Source organism: Pseudoalteromonas sp. meg-B1 (assembly GCF_003173795.1).
Classification (GTDB): domain Bacteria; phylum Pseudomonadota; class Gammaproteobacteria; order Enterobacterales; family Alteromonadaceae; genus Pseudoalteromonas; species Pseudoalteromonas undina.
In genome coordinates this window covers 438,933-461,437 of record NZ_QGQU01000001.1, presented here as the reverse complement: position 1 = coordinate 461,437, position 22,505 = coordinate 438,933, and the positions used below count along the sequence as shown (strand labels likewise).

The following is a 22,505-nucleotide window of genomic DNA, read 5'->3' as shown; positions in this document are numbered from 1 at the left end:
TACTACTTATTAAAAAAGAGATGTAAACAATGACTACAGTAGATAACAATCAACTTATAAAATTTAGTGTTAACGTAACAATTAATGAGAACGACGAGGCTGTATTCAAATACACAGAAAATGGTCATGAGGTATCAGGTGGTGGAGAGGTAACAGTTCCAAACACTCATGGTGTCTATACTTTAGATGAAGAAACGCTTAAGCGTGGTTTTTATTTTGTTGGCGCAGAGCTGAGTGGGCCAATAGTAGAAGATTTTAGTTTTAAAATAATCAACGGTGGTCAATCTATAGTGGTTGTTGATTCAAATAAAAATGCAGGTGATTTATGCTTGCAGTTTATTGTTGCAATCCCAACAATCCAAAAATACATTAGCGCAGATCCACAAGTTAGAAATGAACCTCGTTAATATTTAGAACTCAAAACGCTCATTTAGCTGTGAACTAAATGAGCGTCTTTTATTTAGAAAGTTCAAACATACATAACTTTAAAAGTTGTTCATATTATTACTAATTAGTTTTAAATGTTGTATAACCAACAACAAATTTAAATGAATATTTTAATTAACAATAAATTTTAACACACTAACTGCTATTTAAACCGCAAATAAAACCAAACCACAAACACAAACACAAAAAAGACATTAAAAATCAAACAATTAAATTCAGAAGATTACCGAAAGGTTTAATTGCACTTTTTTAAGTAAATTTGTAGACATCAAAAACGTCTGTACCATGCTAAGGCTAAAACGTGTCGAAACAAATTAACAATAAAAAGACTGCAGCAACTGATAACGATAAAGCATTGCTCTTCGATAGCGCTTTATCATCCTCTTTTTCTCATACTCAATTTGATGCATTAATTGAATTATTTAATGGCACCGCCGAAGGTATTTTTGTACTGAATGAACAGGGTGGTTTTGAATTTGCCAACCCAAAAGCTGCTCAATTACTTGGTTACTCTCAACAGTCGCTGATAGGCGAAAATTTACTGTCGTTTTTACACGGTTCAGACCTTGATAAATATAAACAGACCTTATTAAATTGGATTGGTATTAAGGACACCCCTCTTAGCATTGGCCCAAATGAAGTTGCTATAAACAAAGCCAATGGCGATGTGATTGAAGCTGACTTATCAATATCAAGTATGCCAAAAAGTATCACATCGGCACAAAAGTTGTACGTATGTATACTTCACGATCTTAGTACTCATAAAGCCATGTATAACCGTTTAAAAATACAGGCCTCAACCGATCATTTAACTGGGCTTGCTAACCGTTTAGCTTTAGATGAGTCGTTAAAAAAATACTGGCAAGAGAGTATTCAAAGCCAACAACCTTTAACCAGTATATTAATTGATGTTGACCACTTTAAAAAATTCAACGATACCTACGGGCATATTAAAGGCGATAAATGCTTACAGAAAATAGCAAAAATGCTATTACAGTGCATTCCATCTAGAGAGTGTTTAGCTGCTAGGTATGGCGGTGAAGAGTTTGCAATTATTTTACCCCGTTGCGATATAAAAACCGCCACCGTTGTGGCCAACCATATACAACAACAAATTGCACAAATGAGCTTTACCGACTTAGGTTTGCCGCCAGAGGTTAAAATTACGGTAAGCCAAGGAATTGCCTGTGAAAATAATAACCAGTACCGCACCTACGAGGCGCTGTTATATGCCGCAGACACGGCTTTATACCGGGCAAAAACGGAAGGCAGAAATAAAATAAGTACGATTGTTTAAAGTTTAAATTAAAGGACTTTTCATGACGCTACATCTATCCTAAACGCCACTTCATGGAGGTGGCGTTTAGTTAAATAACAGCTGATTAAACTAGGGTCTGTTGACCTTTACGGATTAAGATTCGTTCAAACTAGGGGCTATTTAATCGCGGCGCGAGGTTTGTAACCTAGTGGGCTAAGTAAAAACCGAGCAACAAAGAGTAAATCGCCCTTAGGCAGAACCCTTCGGGCAGCGCCTGTTTGGCATTGATGCTGTGTTATCGCCTATTTATGGGGAATAACCACACCACATAGGCTCTGCCTTGCCTTAATACCAAACAGACTGCTGCAAATTTAACCTTGAAAGATCAACAGACCCTAAAGTAACAATAAACTACCTAACCCTAAAAAGGTCACAAAGCCGACAATATCAGTTACTGTGGTTAAAATAACTGAGCCTGATAATGCTGGATCAATTTTCATTTTATCTAAAATAGACGGGATCACTACGCCCGCCAACGATGCAGCCACTAAATTCAGCAGTATTGCCACGGTAATGGTTATACTAAGCATAATATCGTTAAACCATAGATACGTTAGCAAACCAATCACTAAAGCCCATACCAAGCCATTTACCGCCCCTACACGCAGCTCTTTTTTGAGTAGAGCGTTACGGTTTGAGTCGGTAACCTGACCAAGCGCAAGACCGCGCACTATAACTGTTAAGGTTTGACTACCCGCTATTCCGCCCATTGACGCCACTACAGGCATTAATACCGCAAGTGCCACCACTTGTTCTATGGTGGCGCCAAATAAGCCTATAAACCACGAAGCTAAAAATGCTGTTGCTAAGTTTATACCTAACCAAATACCACGGTTTTTAGCACTTTTACGAACACTGGCAAATAAATCTTCGTCTTCACGTAAACCACCGGCTTTTGCTGCTGCTTCGTCAGCAATTTCTTGACGTAACTCGTAAGCCGATGCAATGGTTAAACGCCCTATTAGTTTGTTATCGGCATTAACCACGGGCATGGCCATTTGCTCGCTGTGAATAACCACTTCTGCGGCTTCATATAAATCATGGTCTGCGTGCAATGAGGTAAAGTCATGATTAGCAAGAGTCATTAAGCTCTCGTTATCATTTGCTTTTATTAGGTCATTAACTGCCACTTCGCCGATTAAGCTACCTTTACGGCTCACTAAATAAATCACTTCGCTGTACTGCGGTAACCCTTTGTGTAGCAGCTTTTTAGCGCCACCCGCAGTGAGCTTGTCAGACACCTTTAAAAAATCAAAGCCAATCCAGTGACCTAACTGCTCAGGTGTATATTGTTGCGCCAGTTCGTATTGTTTGGTTTGTGCTTCATCTAGCTGCTTTTTTGCATAATCAATAAAACGTTGTGGAATAACTTCTTCTAACTCAAGCAGCTCTTCAACGTTAACTTCGTCCAATAATTTAAAACCGTCGCTGTCATCTAGAGTCTGCAATAACCACAAACAGCTATCTTCACTTAAATTAACGAAAATTTCGTGTTGCGTGTCTTCATCTAATAAATGCCAAATTTCAAGGCGTTGCTCTTTAGGAATAGCTTCAAACAACAAAGATAAGTGTTCGGTTGATAAGGTTTGTTGAGCATCTATAAGTAATTTATTTTTGCGCTCTGTGGTATCACACTGCAATAAGTCGTTTATGAGTTGTGGTAACTGATCAACCGGATACTCTATCATTTCAAAACCCTAAAATAGTCTTTCACTATAAATTTACTGTAATAAGTAAGCACTTATTAATAAGAATAGCTAATAGTGTACATTAGAGACGAATAAAAATATTAAAAAATCTCTGTGTCGTTAGATATTTATAGCTACTATCACCCACTCAGCGCCAACCAATAAAAAAGCCGTAACAAATAATGTTACGGCTTAGCGTAGTTAGCAATTTAAATCACGCTATCTATATTTTAAATTGTCCTACTAGGTCACCCAAGTTTTCACCTCGCCCTGCTAGGTGCTGACTTACTGAAGAAGTGGTTTTACTCGACTGTGTTAATTCATTAACTATTTCTTGAATCGCATACACGTTACGGTTAATTTCTTCTGTTACACTGCTTTGCTCTGTTGCCGCTGTAGCAATTTGTGTACTCATATCATTAATGGTGGTCACGGACGTGGTTACCGCACCTAAGCTTTCAGAAATAGCGCGAGAAGACTCAACTGAACGATTACAGCTTTGTTGACTCGCATGCATAGCATCAACAGCTGCCGTTACTAAATTATGTAACTCGCTTAGCATTTCGTTAATTTCTAATGTGCTGTCTTGGGTTCTGCTCGCTAAGCTTCTAACTTCATCAGCCACCACCGCAAAACCACGACCTTGCTCACCTGCGCGTGCCGCTTCAATTGCCGCATTTAATGCCAATAAGTTTGTTTGTTCAGCAATGCCACCAATTACACTCAATACGCTGTTAATTTTTTTAGATTGCTCACTTAACGAGTTAACCTGCTCTGCTGCTTGATTAATTTCGCCCATTAAGTTTGATACTTCGCTCAGTGAAACATCCACACAATCTTGCGCGTTAGCCACTTCTTTTGTTGCCGCCTGCGTTGATACTGCAACTTGTGTGGTATTTTGCGCAACTTCATGCGAGGTTGCTGACATTTCGGTAATCGCTGTTGCCACTAAATCGGTTTCATGGTTATGCTTTAATAACTTGTCTTCTATGAGTAATGTTTGCGTATTAATATCTGAAGAGGCTGTTTTAACGTCACTTGTTACATCAACCACACCGGCAATAATGCTGTGTAGCTTGCTCACAAATACATTGAAAGATTCACCTAACTGACCAATTTCATCATGAGTATCTATTTCTAAGCGTCGGGTTAAATCCCCCTCCCCTTTAGCAATATCATCTAAGCTTTGCACCATACGTTTAATCGGTTTTAGCATATTATTAGAAGCATACAACGCACCGGCTGCTGCTAAACCAAGAAGCAGAAGTGATATTAAAACCAAAGTGGTCATTTTTTCGCTTAAATGGCGCTCCATAGTTGCTTGATACTTTACCAGCTCAGCTTCAATATCATCCATATACGTGCCAGTGCCTATCATCCAATTGGTACCTGGGATCATTGCAGCATAACCAATTTTTTCGACTAAGCCTGTGGTATTGGGCTTTTGAAAATGATAGGTAAACGAGCCACCGCCTTTACGCGCTTGCTCAAGTAAGCCAACCACTATTTTTTTACCGTTTGGGTCGGTCATGCCTATTTTATTTTGACCTTCTATTGCATCACCCAATAAGGCATGAAAAACACTAATACCATTGGTATCATAAATAAAGTAGTAACCATCTTCACCAAAGGTTAAATCTCGCAACGCATTTTTAGCGTCTTGTTCATTTCCTTGTGCTAATTGGTATTGCACTACTTTAGAGCCGATTTCTATTTCTGTTCTTAGCAAGGTTTGTTTATCAGCAATTAATTTAGTTTTGAACTCATTAAAGTTTTGCTGTTGATTCTGCTTCTCTAAATAATAAGAGCCCGCCATAAAACTGATTAGTAATACTATCAATGGTAAAACAGCCAACAGTAGCAACTTGTTTTTTAAGCTTAAATTACCCATTATTTCTCCAATTAACATTATAAGCCATTAAGCTTTTTATTTTTCAGCCGCTTAGCAGCTAAGTTTCCATTGTTTATATTACTTACAATAGCGCCACACTTGTATACAAATTAAGCACAAACAGAGTTAATTCGCAATTTAATATACTCGTATGCTAGTAAAGCACACTAAAAACAACTTTTTAACTAGACAATAGTATAAATATAGTAATAAACAACTGATTTAGTTCCTTGTTTTAAATCCTTACTAGAACACAATTTGTTAAACTTACTTAAAGCTAAATTAACCTTACTAACGCTATCTTAGCGTAAATTAAAATTAAACATTGGCTATCACACAAAGGTCTTGCTTTCTAAATTAAAACACAAATAATGAAGCAACTAACCACTGGGTAAGAATGAGGAAAATGAGTTATATACTAACCACCCAATGCGCAGACGATATAGGCTTAATCGCCAAAATTACCGGACTGTGTAATCAGCATAATTTAAATATTATTCGTAACAACGAATTTGTTGATAAAGATGCACAACGCTTTTTTATGCGCACAGAGCTTACAGGCGAACCACATGCTGAGTTTTTGTCACAACTGCGCGAAGTATTACCAGCTGGCGCAAAAGTGGCACTGCACGGTGAAGAAAAAACCAAAGTGGTACTATTAGCCACAAAAGAAGCTCATTGCTTGGGCGGCATGTTATTAAAGCAATTTGAACAAGCTCTAAACATAGAGATACTCGCCGTTATCGCTAACTACCCTACTCTAGAGCCTCTAGTGAAAGGGTTTAATATTCCTTTTCATGTGGTTTCTCATGAAGGACTTACGCGCAGTGAGCACGACGAAAAAGTCGGTGACTTAATTGCCAGCTATAACCCTGACATTATTGGCCTAGCTAAATACATGCGTATTTTAAGCCCTGAATTTGTGGGTCGTTTTGAGGGTAAAATCATTAATATTCATCACTCATTTTTACCTGCTTTTATTGGTGCAAAACCGTATCACCAGGCATTTGAACGTGGTGTGAAAATTATTGGTGCCACGGCTCACTTTGTTAATAATGAGCTAGACGAAGGCCCGATTATTTTACAAGACGTATCGAGTGTGACCCATGCGAATACAGCTGAGATGATGGCTAAAATGGGTAAAGATGTAGAGAAAACGGTGTTTTGTAAAGCACTGCAACTAGCATCAGAGCATAAGCTGTTTATTAATGGCAATAAAACCGTCGTATTTTCATAATTAGCTTTATATAGCTATTAAAAATGCCAGCTAATAAGCTGGCATTTGTTTATTCAATATAACTAAACCTAAACACTGGTTAAGAGACCTTAATAAAACAAAGTAAATTTACGTATCAGCTGTTTTCTATTAGAACCGAAAATAGCGACTTTTGTTAGATTTATATCATTATTTTCCTCGGCCTTTACTATCAACCTTCACGGCCAAAATATGCAATTTTCCTCTTGGCAAAACCATTCACTTTATGGATTAGCTGAAATATTAGGTTATTTACTACACTCCCTTTTGAGTAATAACAACTTTTAAGAGATTTAACTTATCATATTCAAGTAACCTTAAGCTGAACAATATTATTGATATATAATCAGAAATTAAGCAATAATGTCTTAATGCATGCGTTATTGTAGCTATGCTGATATTCCCTTTTTAGGGTGTACTATTTATAAGGAGCATTTGATGGCTTTTGATTACGGATCAATCGATCTTGGACTAAAAAACCCTTTCAAACTGGAAGGTAAAGTAAAAGCAATAAGAGGGCTTATTGAATCTGTTGTTGGCATCAGCTTGCTTGTTATCGCGTCTAGCTCTGTAAAGGAAGATGCAACAGCAGGTTGGATCTTAATGATATTTGGCATGTTAATACTCGCCCTAGGCATTCGGACTTTATCGGGTGGTATTTATGCAACGCTTAAGTACTTCGTAGGTAGAAACCACCCAACATCGTTGGCGTTTAATTTTAGTAAGTCACAAACCTCAACTGCACAAGAAGAAAAAAACGAAGTAGCCTACACTGCGCAAACATTAGAAGAAATGCTTGTTGGTCGCAAAAACAGTACTTTTAAAGAACCGAATGGCTTTTTATCGCGTTTGCTACATAGTTTAGTACCAAAACTATTATTTTTACCCTACCCAATACGTAATGTTGCCCAACGTTTATTTGGCTCATGGATAAGCACACTGGTTGCTCTTATCGCTTATGCATTGGTCGCCTTTGTGTCACTGTCTGGTTTTACCGGTGAAGCTGGCGAACTAGCTTTTCCAATATATAGTGCCATATTAATGTTTTATGTGCTGTTTTCTTGGCGCTCTTCTGGCAAACCTATTTCACGTAATGCAGAGAAAAATATTGAAGCCTTAGGTACTGGTGCTCTTGCTAAAATCATTTCTTTATCCTTTATATTGCCCATTGCTATAGGCCTGTCTATGTCGTGGGTAATGCAGGAACAGCGCATAAGCAAACAACAAATAGACAATTGGCTTGAGCAATTACCCAACCTTAACGCGGGCCTCTATTTAACTGCCATTATTATTTTAGCTGCACTTAGTTGTGCACTTGTTTTTGTGATGATTAAAGCGCGTTTAAACGAAGTGACACCAAGCGCTGAAGTATCAGAACTACGTGAAAACTGGCAAGAGTCTGTTCATCCAGATGAAATTTTTATAAATCTTGATAACTTAGTAATGGCTAATCGCCGTTATAAAGAAGTACCTAATAGGGTTTATCGTGAGCTAGATCCTAAACTACAAGAGCAAATTGAAGGAAAAGGCGGGTTTAAAGGCGAAATGATTCAAGAGATTCAGCCTAAACTACACACAATGGATTTAGGTAAGCACTTTAACCTTTCTCGTTTAGTTGCGTTAATTAGTGGTAACTTACTCTACATTGTAGCGCTTACCTTTACTGTGTTGCTTGCTTACTCTTTTATTAATATTTACCACTATATTGACGCTGCTAATATAAATAGTATTGAACAAGCCTTTAATAATAAAAATATTATTGAGTTTAGCGAGCTGTTAATGGCAAGTGTTCATTTATTGCTTATCGGCATATTAGTTAAAGCATTTGCTCAGCTGCTGAGCAATAGTGCCCATTTATTTTTTGCTGAAATGCAATTTGAATCTTTACTCGTGTACTTCAAGTGCGAGGGCACATTTACTGAGTCAAAAATATCAACGGGCACCGGTATTCATGATAGCACACGCTCGGAAAATACCTTGGTACGTAGCAGCATAACGCCTTGGGTGATTGTTTCGCGCATTGTTTCTACAACCTTTGCAGCTACAGGCATGAAAAACCTCGAGCATCCTCGACATATTATGGAAATGCATAAAGATGAAGGTCAATTACAAGCAATCAAAAAAGATGTAATTGCATTTTTGAAAGATCGAGAATCAATTGCCTCTATCACTAGCGAACGCGATTTAGGCAATGCATCTCAACTGCACCAGTTAAACCAGCAAACACGGGCTATGCCTATGCAGCCAGCTTTAACCAAAGATGATGAGGAAGCCGCTGGTTTTTTACGTCAGGAAGACGATTTAGCGTCTGAGCCAAAAAACTAGCTTATCTATATATGCCACCTTATTACTAGGTGGCATCTTTCCAAACTAAAACCCCCCTCTCTACACTTTGATATAAATGTGATTCCCCCCTGCAAGCGCAGTAAAGACAGGGAGGGAATGAGGAAAATAAGTAATACACTAACCAACTAATACGCAAACGATATTAGGCTTAGCCAAAATTACCAAACTCTGTAATCAGCATAATTTAGATATTATTAGGCCTTGTTGATAAAGATGCACAACGCTTTTAATGAGAGCAGAACTCACAGGCTAATCCCGCTGCGATTTTTATTATAACTTTGCGAAGGATTACCTGCTAACGTAAAAGAGGCACTGCACGGCGAAGAAAAAACCAAAGTTGTATTATTAGCTCCAAAAGAAGCCTTTGTTTAGGCGGCATGTTATTAAACCAATTTGGTAATACTCTAGCTGTTTATTAATGGCAATAAAACCGTCGTATTTTCATAATTAGCTTTATATAGCTATTAAAAATGCCAGCTAATAAGCTGGCATTTTTATAAGTAAATAATAAACCTTACTTAACTAGGGTGTGTAATACGTTGGTGCCCCAGGGCCTACTGGCATACCTAAAACAAATACCCATAAGTAAAACAGTACCACCCAGCCAACAAAGAAGATTAAGCTGTATGGCAACATAGTGGCTACCAAAGTACCTATTCCCATGTCTTTTTTGTATTTAGTAGCAACCGCGAGGATTAAACCAAAGTAACTCATCATCGGGGTAATTAAGTTAGTTACTGAATCACCAATACGATAAGCCGCTTGAATTGTCTCGGGTGCATAACCTATAAGCATAAGCATAGGAACAAAGATAGGCGCTGTTACTGCCCACTGCGCTGACGATGAGCCTAAAGTTAAGTTCACTAAAGCACACATCAAAATAAACAGTACAAATACTTCCGGCCCAGTTAAGCTAAGAGCTTGTAGTAACGCGGCACCGTTAATCGCTAAAATGGTGCCTAAGTTAGTCCATTTAAAAAATGCCACAAACTGCGCAGCAAAAAACACTAATACAATGTACATGCCCATAGAGCTCATACTTTTGCTCATGGCATTGATCACGTCTTTATCATTTTTCATGGTGCCAACCACGCGACCATACACAAAACCCGGAATACCAAAGGTAACAAAAATAAAAACAACAATCCCTTTTAAAAACGGAGAGTGTGCAACTAGACCTGTTTCAGGGTTACGTAAAATACCGTCTGCTGGAACAATCGTCCAAGCGAGTAACAACGAAACAACAAGTAATGAAACACCAGCCCATTTTAAACCTGATTTTTCTTTGGCAGTTAAACCGGCAATATTATTTTGAGCTAAATCTTCACTGGCTTCATCTGGGTTATATTTACCTAAACGTGGCTCAACAATTTTCTCTGTAACAAGCGTACCTAAAACAGCAATTAGCAATACTGAAATCATCATAAAATACCAGTTTGCTTCAGCGCCTACTTGGTAAGTTGGGTCAATCATTTGTGCTGCAGGCGTTGTAATACCCGCTAATAACGGATCGATAGTGCCAAGTAATAAGTTAGCACTATAGCCACCCGATACACCAGCAAACGCTGCAGCAAGGCCTGCAAGCGGATGACGACCTAAACTATGAAATATCATTGCCGCTAGGGGGATCAATACGACATAACCCAGCTCAGATGCTGTGTTTGATAAAATAGCAGCGAATACCACCATAAAAGTTACTAAGCGTTTAGATGCGCCCATAACCATGCCACGCATTGCCGCAGACAATAACCCTGAATGCTCGGCAACACTTACACCTAATAATGCCACTAATACCGTGCCTAATGGGGCAAAGCTGGTAAAGTTAGTAACCAAGCCCGTTACAATACGCTGTAAGCCCTCGGCACTGAGTAAGCTAACTACTTCAATTACACCATCAGGATCGCGTCCAGCAGAGCCCTCTGGACGTGGATCGATAGCACTAAGTCCAAACCAATCAGCAACGCCACTAAATAAAATAATGGCAATACAAAACAGCGCGAATAAGGTAATTGGATGGGGAAGCATATTCCCTAAAAATTCTACCGTGGCTAAAAATCGATTAAACCAACCGCCCTTTGCGGCCTGATTTTCATCTTGGGATGTGTGTGGTGAGTCCATTGAGTCTGACATACCATGCTCTCTTAATTACAAAATGCCCGTAACCTAGCATTATTTTCTGAGCAGGTCATGTAATAAAGATGAATGACTTGTTATGTCATGGTAATTAACTGATGGGTTTTATTGTGATGGGGTTACAAAAAAGAGGCTCTCGCCTCTTATTTAGTCTGCTTAAGCTTGCTCTATCGGTTCTAGTTGTAGTTTTGCAGCAATTAAAACAGCTTGAGTTCGATTATAAACACCGAGTTTTCTAAATATGGCAGTGATGTGAGCTTTGACTGTGGCTTCTGAAATGTGAAGTTCGTACGCAATTTGTTTATTCAGTAACCCTTCGTGCAAATATTGTAATACACGGTATTGCTGTGGAGTAAGTGATGCTACTTGTGCAGCAATTTCTCTATCTGCGCCTTCTATTTCAGCCACTTTACTTTTTAGTTCGGTTGGCAGCCAAGTATCGCCTTCGAGTATTTGGTTAATTGCGTTGGCAATATCGTCAGATGATGATGACTTAGGAATAAACCCCATTGCCCCATAACCCATAACTTTCGAAACAATATTTACATCTTCACTACCCGACACAACCGCAATAGGTAGGCTTGGGTAATCTTCACGTATACGGATCAAGCCGTATAAGTCACCGTTACCTGGCATGTGTAAATCTAGTAGTAATATATCAAGATCTTCTTGTTCGCTTAACACCTGCAATGTGCTATCAAAATCCGCTGATTCAAATACTTCTAAACCTGCAAACTTTGCACTCAAAGCGCCCTTTAGTGCTTCACGAAATAACGGATGATCGTCCGCTATTAAAAACTGACTCATTGTTCACTCCCAAAAATTCGGCTGCTATCCAATAGACAACAGCCGATATACTACGTTTAGAATCAACTTCTAATCAAGCTTTTAACGCGAAATTAACGATTTAATCGATTTTCTACTAGCTCATCAACCACTGACGGATCCGCAAGTGTTGAAGTATCACCAAGCTGTTGGTGCTCATTTGCCGCGATTTTACGTAAAATACGACGCATAATTTTGCCAGAACGTGTTTTTGGTAAACCTGGAGACCACTGAATCATATCTGGTGATGCTATTGGGCTTAGCTCTTTACGAACCCAATTACGGATCTCTTTTGTTAGCTCATCACTCACCGTTACACCCTCGTTAGGAGTTATGTAAACGTAAATACCTTGGCCTTTAATATCATGCGGGTAGCCTACTACTGCCGCTTCAGCTACAGCTTCATGAGCCACTAACGCACTTTCAATTTCCGCAGTACCTAAACGGTGCCCAGACACATTAAGTACGTCATCAACGCGTCCTGTTATCCAATAATCACCGTCTTCATCACGACGACAACCGTCACCAGTAAAGTACACACCAGGATAAGCGCTAAAGTAGGTTTGTTCAAAGCGCTCATGGTCGCCATAAACGGTTCGTGCTTGTGAAGGCCAGCTATCTAAAATTACAAGGTTACCATCAACCGCACCTTCTAATGTATTACCTTCAGCATCAAATAACGCTGGTGCAATACCAAAGAATGGACGAGTTGCAGAACCAGGTTTCATATCAGTTGCACCTGGTAATGGCGCAATCATGATGCCACCGGTTTCGGTTTGCCACCAAGTATCTACAATCGGACAATTCGACTTACCAATTTTTTCATAGTACCAAGTCCATGCTTCTGGATTGATCGGCTCCCCCACAGAACCTAAAATGCGTAAGCTGTCACGATGTGAGCTTGCAATCGGCTCTTCGCCTTTAGCCATCAATGCACGAATGGCAGTAGGTGCTGTGTATAAAATTGTCACGTTATGTTTATCAACCACTTCGCCCATACGACCAGCAGTTGGGTAAGTTGGTACGCCTTCAAATACGACTTGTGTACACCCATTAACGAGCGGCCCATAAGCAATATAACTGTGACCTGTGATCCAGCCAACATCAGCACTACACCAAAAAATATCATCGTCTTTTAAATCAAAAATGTATTCGTGGGTCATAGATGAATACACTAAATAGCCACCAGTGGTGTGTACCACACCTTTAGGCTGACCTGTAGAACCTGAGGTATATAAAATAAACAGTGGGTCTTCAGCATTCATGTGTTCAGGTTCGCAATCTGGCGCTTGGTCTGCAACTAAGTCATGCCACCAAATATCATGGTCGTGCCAATCAACATCGCCTGAAGTTAGTTTATGTACCACTACATGCTCAACGGTGGTGACTGAATCTTGTAATACGGCTTCATCTACATTGGCTTTTAGCGGTACACAATTACCTGCACGTCGGCCTTCATCTGAGGTGATCACCACTTTAGCACCCGAATCATTAATACGATCCGCAATAGCTGACGGTGAAAAGCCACCGAATATAACTGAATGAATAGCACCTATACGGGCACAAGCTTGCATTGCGTATATAGCTTGCGGGCTCATTGGCATATAAATGGCTACACGGTCACCTTTTTTAACACCTAATTTTTTTAAACCATTGGCAAACTTTGCCACTTCATCATGTAGCTGTTGGTAGGTGATATTTTCGCTTTGTGAAGGATCATCACCTTCCCAAATTAATGCTACTTTATCCGCTTTTGTTTTTAAGTGACGATCAATACAGTTATAAGAGGCATTCAGGTAGCCATCTTCATACCATTTAATATTGATATGGCCTTTGTCAAATGAAGTGTTTTTTACTTTTGAATATGGAGTAAACCAGTCAAGACGCTTACCGTGCTCAGCCCAAAACCCTTCAGGGTCTTCAATAGACTGTTTATACATCGTATTATATTTTTCATTATCGACGAGCGCTGCGTTTTTTATCTGCGCAGGAACTGGATAGATACTTTGTGACATATTAGTCTCCAATTTATATTACTTGCCTTAGGCTTTTCATCAAGGATTACTCAGCAGTGCACTATTAAATATTAGACATTAGTTGTATCTGGGTTCAAATAACTAGGGTCTGTTGACCTTTCAAGGTTAAATTTGCAGCAGTCTGTTTGGTATTTAGGCAAGGCAGAGCCTATGTGGTGTGGTTATTCCCCATAAATAGGCGATAACGCAGCATCAATGCCAAACAGGCGCTGCCCGATGGGTTCTGCCTAGGGGCGATTTACTCTTTGTTGCCTACATGGATGTAGGTAAGGGGCGTAAGCAGGACGCGGAAGCTTTGCTCGGTTTTTACTTATTCTTACATGGATGTAAGCCAGTAGAATAACGCAGGAGCAGTTATCGAGCCCACTAGGTTACAAACCTCGCGCCATGATTTAATCGCCCCTAGTTTGAACAAATTTTAATCCGCAAAGGTCAACAGACCCCAATATCTTATCTATAATCCTCTTGGCTACACCTTATTTACATAAAAAACATACTATTAAATAAAAGTATATGAGCCTTCAATAAGTATTAAACCTTAGTCTAATAGACTAATAGTTGATTGAGTAAATTGTGTACATATACAACAGTAGCTTAAATATATAAAAACCTTGATTGTTTATTAATAACTCGTATTTACTAACAAATTAAATTAAAGATAATTAAATTCAATCTGTTAGTACTATATAAGTAACACACATTAATGCATATCATAAGCAAACAACATACAACAAGTAGCCTATAAAAGGACGCAACAATGAAATTTACTCCAATTAAAACACTGGCAGCGACTGCTGTACTATGTGCACTTTCTAGCACAGCTTATGCTGCTACAGCTGCAAAAATAGGTGATACAGAATTCACCTATGGTGGATACATTAAACTCGACGCAATGTGGAGTGACTATTCAGCAGGCGCTCCTGCTGGCAGCAGTGTTGGCCGTGACTTTTATGTACCAAGTACATTAACCGTTGGTAGCGATGATAGTTCAGACGCAGTATTTGATATGCACGCTCGTGAGTCACGTTTCAATTTTGGAACTGCTACCTTACTAGATAACGGTAAAACGGTTAAAACTAAAATAGAACTAGACTTTTTAGCGTCTGCCCCAGGTGGCAACGAGCGTGTGTCTAATTCATACTCTCCGCGTATTCGCCATGCATTTATTTCATACGATGGTTGGTTATTTGGTCAAACATGGTCAAACTTTCAAAACGTTGGTGCATTACCAGAAGCGCTTGATTTTGTTGGTCCTGCAGAAGGCACTGTGTTTGTTCGTCAATCACAAATTAAATACACTACCGGTGCATGGTCATTCTCTCTAGAGAACCCAGAAAGCACAATAACTACAGCCGGTGGTGGCATGGCAGTGACTGATGACGCCTCATTACCTGACTTTACCGCACGCTATACTCACAAAGCGGATTGGGGTAACTTTGTAGTAGCAGCCCTTGCTCGTCAACTGACCTACAAAGTAGGTGGTGTTGATGCCGATGAAACCTCATTTGGTGTTAGTGCATCGGGTATGGTGAAACTTGGTGAAGACAATCTAAAATTTATGCTTACGCAAGGTAAAGGACTAGGTCGTTATGTTGGTCTAAACGTAGCTCGTGGTGCGGTTCTCAATGGTGATGACCTAGATGCGATTGATTCAACATCAGGTTTTATTGCATATCAACATAAGTGGAATAGCCAGTGGCGCTCTACTTTCCTATATTCGTTCTTATCTGCTGATAACGATGAAAACCTACTTGCAATGTATGGCGATCCTACAGAATCAAGCCAAAGCTACAGTGCAAATATTTTATACTCACCGGTTAAACGTCTAACCTTTGGTGCGGAATTTAAACATGCAGAACGAGAGCTTGAAAGTGGCGTAGATGGCGACCTAGATCGTTTACAATTTTCTGTAAAGTATGCGTTTTAATTTCCTAACCAATTAAAATACTGATTTACTTCCTGAGCGGCTTCGGCCGCTTTTTTTGTTTTTAACCAGAGCTCAAGTTAACCAAATCCATGCGCTTTACTTAAAAAATGTCAAAGACGTGTAAAATACCGCGCAAACGTAATTGCAAATCACTCTCATTTAGATTAAATTACCAACCAAATTTAATCTTATGGGAAACAAGATGCTGCACAAACATAAAAACTCTGCATTTAAACTAAGTCTACTTACTTCACTGGTTTTATCTGGATATGCTGTTGCAAACGACACGCAAGACAACCTGCCTCTAGAAAAAATAGCCGTTTATGGGCAACATCATAAAAACTATATCACCGAAGAAGCACAGTCTGCGACTAAGCTAGGTCTAACAATTAAAGAGACCCCACAGTCAATTTCTGTTGTTTCACGCGCGCTGATGGATGATTTTTCACTTGATGATATTAACGCAGTATTAGAAAGCACACCTGGCGTAACAGTAGAGCAAATAGAAACTGACCGTACTTACTTTAAAGCGCGTGGTTTTGAAATAACTAACTTTTTAATTGATGGCTTAGGGACACCGCAAAATTCCGGTTCAATTCAAGGTACACTAGATACTGCAATTTATGATCGCGTTGAAATTGTACGTGGTGCCAATGGCATGATGACCGGTGCAGGTAACCCATCTGCGACTATTAATATGGTGCTAAAAAAGCCAACCTACACAACGCAAGCTAATGCATCGGCTTCTTATGGTTCATGGAATAACAAACGTGTAGATATTGATGTTTCCGCACCGATTAACGATGAACACGCTGTTCGTGCTGTATTTACTAAGCAAGATAAAGAGTCGTACCTAGATCGTTACGAAACCGATAAGACCATTGCCTACCTTGCCTATGAGGGTAAGCTAACTGACGATACACTACTAAGCATTAACTATGTAAACCAGCAAAAAGATGCCGATAGCCCTCTATGGGGCGCGTTACCGCTTTATTACACTGATGGTTCACCAACTGATTATGATGAGTCAACTAGTACAGCTGCAGATTGGTCGTATTGGGATAATAGCGCTGAACGTATCTATGTAACACTTGAGCAAAACTTATCAGCGACTTGGGTTGCTAAAGCCCGTTATGCCCATATAAAAAATGAACAAAATTCTGAGTTATTTTATGTATATGGTACCCCAGATAAAGATACTGGTTTAGGTTTAACCGGCTATGCGAGTCGTTATGATTACAAAGACACACAAGATTTGTTTGATTTATATGCCAGCGGTAAGTTTGAGCTATTTTCTTTAGAGCACGACTTATCATTCGGCATTAGCCAAGCAAACATGGACTTTAATGACCAATCTCTTTATGACTACAGCACAGGAAATGGTTTCCCTGCGATGCCTGATTTAGCGACTTGGGATGGGATAGCACCAGAAGCAACACTGGTTGATAAACCTGACGGCAGTGATGTACAAAATACACAAAGATCGGCCTATGTTTCAACTCGTATAAAACTAGCAGATCCATTAAGCATTTTGGCTGGCGTACGCTATACCGACTGGGAAACTAAAGGTACTGCTTATAGTGTAGTGCAAACCCGCGATGACTCAGAGGTTATTCCTTACATTGGTACTGTGTACGATTTTACCGAGTCATTATCAGCTTACGCTAGCTACACAGAAACGTTTGTGCCGCAAAAAGAATTAGACATTAACGCTGAACAACTGGCTCCTGTTATTGGTAAAAGTGCTGAAGTTGGTTTAAAAGCACAACTTTTAGATGAGCAAGTATTTGTAACACTGGCCTATTTTGATGCTAAGCAAGATGGACTTGCTGTTGCACTTCCGGGCTCCCTTCCAAGCGATACGCGTTATTACGCTGCAGATGGTATTAACAGTGATGGTTTCGAAATTGAATTAAGCGGTCGCTTAACTGATGATTTAAGTGCCAGCATCAGCTTTAGTAATTTAAGTATTGATGGTGATGAACTCGTTAAAGATTACACCCCAGAAAACCAATTAAAAATGGCAGCCACTTATCAAGTGCCATTTATTGATGGTTTAACCTTAGGTGCTAATTACCGCTGGCAAGATTCTATTAGCCGTGTGCAAGTGAAAGATCCAGCAGGCAACGCATTGGCAACTACAAAACAAGATGCTTATGGCTTATTAGATTTAATGGCCACCTACGAAATTACTCAAAACGTCGGTGTTACCTTTAATGTTAATAACAGTACTGATGAAAAGTACATAAACAGCCTTTATTGGGAGCAAGGTTACTACGGGGCACCGCGTAACTACTCATTGTCAGTTAACTGGCAGCTATAAAGCTAACTAGGCTTTAAGTCACTTTATAGCAAACAATAAAAAAGCGCTAACCTAATGGTTAGCGCTTTTTTTAAGCTCGGGTCAAATCAAGCTTTAAAACAAATGGGCTTAAAGGTCGCCTTCATCACCTAATACGTCTTCGCCATCTTCTGGCTCAACCGTTGCTTTTAGCAATAGCATCTCTCGTAATTTACCTTCAATTTCATCTGCAATTTCAGGATTTTCTTTAAGGAACTTAATCGAATTAGACTTACCTTGGCCAACTTTGTTGCCATTGTAACTGTACCAAGCACCCGCTTTTTCAACAATTTTGTGCTTAACACCTAAATCAATCAGCTCGCCCTGCTTAGAAATACCTTCGCCATACATAATGATAAATTCAGCTTGTTTGAACGGCGGTGCAACTTTGTTTTTCACAATTTTAACGCGCGTTTCATTACCAACAACTTCATCGCCTTCTTTTACCGAACCAATACGGCGAATATCAATACGTACAGAGGCGTAAAATTTCAGGGCATTACCACCAGTTGTTGTTTCAGGGTTACCAAACATTACACCAATTTTCATACGGATTTGGTTAATGAAAATACATAGTGTGTTTGAACGCTTAATGTTACCTGTAAGCTTACGTAATGCTTGCGACATTAAACGTGCTTGTAGGCCCATGTGTGAATCACCCATGTCGCCTTCAATCTCAGCTTTTGGTGTCAATGCTGCAACCGAATCGACAATCACTACATCAACCGCGCTTGAACGCACTAACATGTCACAAATTTCCAGTGCTTGCTCACCTGTATCTGGTTGAGATACCAGTAACTCATCAATGTTAACACCTAGTTTTTGTGCATAAATTGGATCAAGAGCATGCTCAGCATCAACAAAGGCACAGGTTTTACCTTCTTTTTGAGCTTCAGCGATAACTTGCAATGTTAGCGTTGTTTTACCTGATGACTCTGGGCCATATACTTCAACAATACGCCCCATCGGCAAGCCGCCTATGCCTAAGGCAATATCAATACCTAGCGAGCCTGTTGATACAGCGTCAATGTTTAACGCTTTATTGTCACCCAATTTCATGATTGAGCCTTTACCAAATTGACGTTCAATTTGTGATAAAGCTGCGTCCAACGCTTTTTGTTTGTTATCGTTCATTTTCTTCTCCAAATCCAGCTAATGCAGACAAGTATACTGTATGAAATCACAGTATCAAGCTAATTTTATTATTTTATCTTCTCTATTATAGTTTTTAAAGAAAATACAATAGCTTGCAGCCTAACTTCCGCCCTGTCACCATTAAATACTTGTTCAAACGTCCAGTGTTTACCGTTAATTTTCAGTCCAAACCACACGAGCCCTACCGGTTTGCCCTCAGTAGCACCACCGGGTCCTGCAATCCCTGAAATAGCAATGCCAATATCAGCATTTGCAGCCTTACAGGCGCCTGCTGCCATCTCAATGACTGTTTGTTCGCTCACCGCGCCAAATTCCTCGAGGGTATCATGCTTCACATTGAGTAATTCATGCTTTGCGTTATTGCTATAAGTGACAAATGCACGGTCAATATATGCTGAGCTGCCGGGGGTATCGGTAAGCGAATAACTCACTCCACCACCAGTACATGATTCAGCGGTAGTGATCCATAAGCGTTTATCCGTTAAAATAGCGCCTAATTGCGCAGCAAGTGTCTTAATCTCTTGATGTAATTCCATATTCAGCCTTTGGGTAAATACATGTCGTTTGATCTTTATGCACCGCACACTATAAAACAACAAACCCCTATGATGCAGCAGTATCTAAAAATAAAATCAGAGCATCGCGATATTTTATTATTTTATCGGATGGGGGATTTTTATGAACTCTTTTTTGATGACGCAAAACACGCCGCGCAGTTGCTTGATATTTCACAAACACACCGAGGCAAAGCAGGGGGCGATCCTATTCCTATGGCGGGCGTGCCTTATCATGCGGTAGAAAACTACTTAGCCCGCTTAGTACAAATGGGCGAGTCGGTGGCTATTTGTGAACAAGTGGGTGACCCTGCCACCAGCAAAGGCCCTGTTGAGCGCAAAGTAGTCCGTATTGTAACCCCAGGAACTATTTCTGACGAAGCCTTACTACAAGAGCGCCAAGACAACTTACTAACCAGTGTTTGGCAAAATAAAAAAGGTCAATACGGTGTTGCGTATCTTGATATCAACTCAGGACGCTTCAATGTTGTTGAAGTAAACACTGATGAAGCATTTAGCTCAACCCTACAACGCTTAGCCCCTGCTGAATTACTATATAGTGAACACTTTGAAAACACTCATTTAATTGAACATATTAAGGGAGCACGTCGTCGCCCTGATTGGGAGTTTGATCTAGACACCGCACAACACTTACTGTGTGAGCAGTTTGGTACCAAAGATTTAGTTGGTTTTGGTGTCGATAAAGCACATAGCGCCTTGGTAGCGGCAGGCTGTTTAATGCAGTACGTAAAAGATACCCAACGTATTGCATTACCGCACATTCGTGCAATTACCCTTGAGCATAATGAACACGCGGTAATTTTAGATGCGCCCACCCGTAAAAACCTTGAACTTACCGTTAATCTATCAGGTGGCTTTGAAAATACCCTTGCCCAAGTGCTTGATAAAACAGCCACAGCGATGGGCTCACGATTACTGAAGCGCCGTATTCATACCCCTATTCGTAATAAAGACGAGTTAAATTCTCGTCTAAATGCCATTAGTGCTATTTTAGATGTGCAATTATGCAGTGAGCTGCATGACGCTCTCAGAGATATTGGTGATATAGAACGTGTAATTGCTCGCTTGGCATTACACACTGCTCGGCCACGTGATTTAACACGGCTTCGTAGTGCGCTTCAAGCATTAGCACCGCTACATAACTTATTAAGCGATGCCACAGATGCGCGTATTTCTCATATTATTGCCCACTCTAAAGAGCTCCCCGAGCTTCAAGCATTACTTGAACGTGCAGTGATTGATAACCCACCAGTGTTAATACGTGATGGCGGTGTTATTGCGCCAGGGTATAACAGCGAACTTGATGAGTGGCGTAATTTAAGCCAAGGTGCCACCGATGTGCTTGAACAGCTAGAGCAGCGCGAACGTGAACGCACAGGTATTAGTACACTTAAAATTGGTTATAACAGAGTGCATGGCTTTTTTATTGAAGTGAGCCGCGCTAACTCGCACTTAGTGCCTGCAGATTATATTCGTCGTCAAACGTTAAAAAATAATGAACGTTATATAATTCCAGAACTTAAAGAACATGAAGACAAGGTTCTCGGCAGCCAATCAAAAGCGCTGGCCCTAGAAAAGCAGCTATACGAACAGCTATTTGAATTTATTGCTCCGCATATCGAGCAGCTGCAAATAATGGCCTCGGTCATTGCCGATTTAGATGTACTGAATAATTTAGCAGAGCGTGCCCAAACGCTAAATTATGCCAAGCCTGAGCTTTGCGATAACGATAATATCAGCATCGAACAAGGCCGCCACCCTGTAGTTGAGCAAGTAATGAAAGACCCATTTATTGCCAATCCTGTGGAGCTCAATAGCCAGCGTAAAATGTTGATAATTACTGGTCCTAACATGGGCGGTAAATCAACTTACATGCGCCAAACTGCGCTTATTGTGCTTATGGCGCACATTGGCTGTTACGTTCCTGCTGATAGCGCAAAGATTGGTAATATTGATAGAATATTTACTCGCATTGGCGCCAGTGACGACTTAGCATCTGGGCGCTCTACCTTTATGGTTGAAATGACAGAAACTGCGGCAATTTTAAATAATGCCACCGCACAATCATTGGTATTAATGGATGAAATAGGCCGAGGAACCAGTACTTACGATGGTTTATCACTGGCATACGCAACAGCTGATCATCTTGCTTCAAAAATCGCGGCTAAAACTCTGTTCGCAACCCATTACTTTGAACTCACTGAGCTTGCAGAACAAACGCCTGGGCTGGTTAATGTGCACCTAGATGCCATTGAACACAACGATACCATTGCCTTTATGCACACGGTATTAGATGGTGCCGCAAGTAAAAGTTTTGGTTTGCAAGTGGCAGCCCTGGCTGGTGTGCCTAAAGCGGTTATTGCCCAAGCTAAACAAAAGCTAACCTTGCTTGAAAATCATCAAAGTGTCACAACAGTCACCACAGAGCAACAGGTTTTACCGTTTGATAGTGAACCGCAAATAATTCAGCCTAGTGAACTTGAGCAACAAATGACCGCAATAGATCCCGATAACCTATCACCGCGCCAGGCGCATGAACTGCTTTATAAATTAAAAGCACTGCTTTAA

The 22,505-nt window shown here is 40.0% G+C and carries 14 protein-coding genes; 7 read left to right on the top strand and 7 right to left on the bottom strand.

Features of this window, described 5'->3' with window-relative positions:
- The first annotated feature begins 29 nt into the window (after positions 1-29).
- Together DK924_RS02125 and DK924_RS02120 are read left to right on the top strand one after the other, a co-directional pair.
- Positions 30-407: a DP-EP family protein gene (locus DK924_RS02125; protein WP_010387773.1), complete on the top strand. Its 378-nt coding sequence runs from the start codon at positions 30-32 to the stop codon at positions 405-407.
- A 341-nt stretch (positions 408-748) separates the two neighbouring features.
- Positions 749-1,744: a GGDEF domain-containing protein gene (locus DK924_RS02120; RefSeq protein WP_010387771.1), complete on the top strand. Its 996-nt coding sequence runs from the start codon at positions 749-751 to the stop codon at positions 1,742-1,744.
- Between the two features lie 356 nt (positions 1,745-2,100).
- On the opposite strand, the gene DK924_RS02115 is transcribed toward DK924_RS02120, so the two are convergent.
- The gene (locus DK924_RS02115; protein WP_010387769.1) at positions 2,101-3,453 is read right to left on the bottom strand and encodes a magnesium transporter; all 1,353 of its coding nucleotides are present in this window, start codon (positions 3,451-3,453) and stop codon (positions 2,101-2,103) included.
- Between the two features lie 223 nt (positions 3,454-3,676).
- Positions 3,677-5,344, bottom strand: a complete 1,668-nt coding sequence (locus DK924_RS02110) for a methyl-accepting chemotaxis protein (RefSeq protein ID WP_010387768.1) — start codon at positions 5,342-5,344, stop codon at positions 3,677-3,679.
- A 406-nt stretch (positions 5,345-5,750) separates the two neighbouring features.
- On the opposite strand from DK924_RS02110, the gene purU reads away from it, so the two are divergent.
- On the top strand, positions 5,751-6,581 hold the full coding sequence (gene purU, locus DK924_RS02105) for a formyltetrahydrofolate deformylase (RefSeq protein ID WP_075169719.1): 831 nt from the start codon (positions 5,751-5,753) through the stop codon (positions 6,579-6,581).
- 456 nt (positions 6,582-7,037) lie between these two features.
- On the top strand, positions 7,038-8,924 hold the full coding sequence (locus tag DK924_RS02100; RefSeq protein ID WP_109874234.1) for a hypothetical protein: 1,887 nt from the start codon (positions 7,038-7,040) through the stop codon (positions 8,922-8,924).
- A 543-nt stretch (positions 8,925-9,467) separates the two neighbouring features.
- On the opposite strand, the gene DK924_RS02095 is transcribed toward DK924_RS02100, so the two are convergent.
- The 3 genes from DK924_RS02095 to acs all read right to left on the bottom strand — a co-directional run bounded on the left by DK924_RS02095 (position 9,468) and on the right by acs (position 13,918).
- Positions 9,468-11,075 (bottom strand): AbgT family transporter, encoded by a 1,608-nt coding sequence (locus tag DK924_RS02095; protein ID WP_008111547.1) that lies wholly within the window; start codon positions 11,073-11,075, stop codon positions 9,468-9,470.
- A gap of 159 nt (positions 11,076-11,234) precedes the next feature.
- A complete protein-coding gene (locus tag DK924_RS02090; protein WP_008111545.1) occupies positions 11,235-11,885 on the bottom strand; it encodes a response regulator transcription factor in 651 nt (216 codons plus the stop codon).
- Positions 11,886-11,977: 92 nt separating this feature from the next.
- The gene (acs, locus tag DK924_RS02085) at positions 11,978-13,918 is read right to left on the bottom strand and encodes an acetate--CoA ligase (RefSeq protein ID WP_010387762.1); all 1,941 of its coding nucleotides are present in this window, start codon (positions 13,916-13,918) and stop codon (positions 11,978-11,980) included.
- Positions 13,919-14,696: 778 nt separating this feature from the next.
- Here acs and DK924_RS02080 point away from each other — a divergent pair.
- Positions 14,697-15,866 (top strand): DcaP family trimeric outer membrane transporter, encoded by a 1,170-nt coding sequence (locus DK924_RS02080; RefSeq protein ID WP_109874233.1) that lies wholly within the window; start codon positions 14,697-14,699, stop codon positions 15,864-15,866.
- Between the two features lie 202 nt (positions 15,867-16,068).
- On the top strand, positions 16,069-18,189 hold the full coding sequence (locus DK924_RS02075; RefSeq protein ID WP_010387760.1) for a TonB-dependent siderophore receptor: 2,121 nt from the start codon (positions 16,069-16,071) through the stop codon (positions 18,187-18,189).
- A 108-nt stretch (positions 18,190-18,297) separates the two neighbouring features.
- Here the strand turns inward: DK924_RS02075 and recA are convergent, their stop codons facing one another.
- Together recA and DK924_RS02065 are read right to left on the bottom strand one after the other, a co-directional pair.
- Positions 18,298-19,341, bottom strand: a complete 1,044-nt coding sequence (recA, locus tag DK924_RS02070) for a recombinase RecA (RefSeq protein ID WP_008110343.1) — start codon at positions 19,339-19,341, stop codon at positions 18,298-18,300.
- 68 nt (positions 19,342-19,409) lie between these two features.
- On the bottom strand, positions 19,410-19,898 hold the full coding sequence (locus DK924_RS02065; RefSeq protein WP_109874231.1) for a CinA family protein: 489 nt from the start codon (positions 19,896-19,898) through the stop codon (positions 19,410-19,412).
- A gap of 21 nt (positions 19,899-19,919) precedes the next feature.
- On the opposite strand from DK924_RS02065, the gene mutS reads away from it, so the two are divergent.
- Positions 19,920-22,505 carry a DNA mismatch repair protein MutS gene (mutS, locus tag DK924_RS02060; RefSeq protein ID WP_109874230.1) on the top strand — a complete coding sequence of 862 codons (2,586 nt, stop codon included), beginning with the start codon at positions 19,920-19,922 and terminating at the stop codon, positions 22,503-22,505.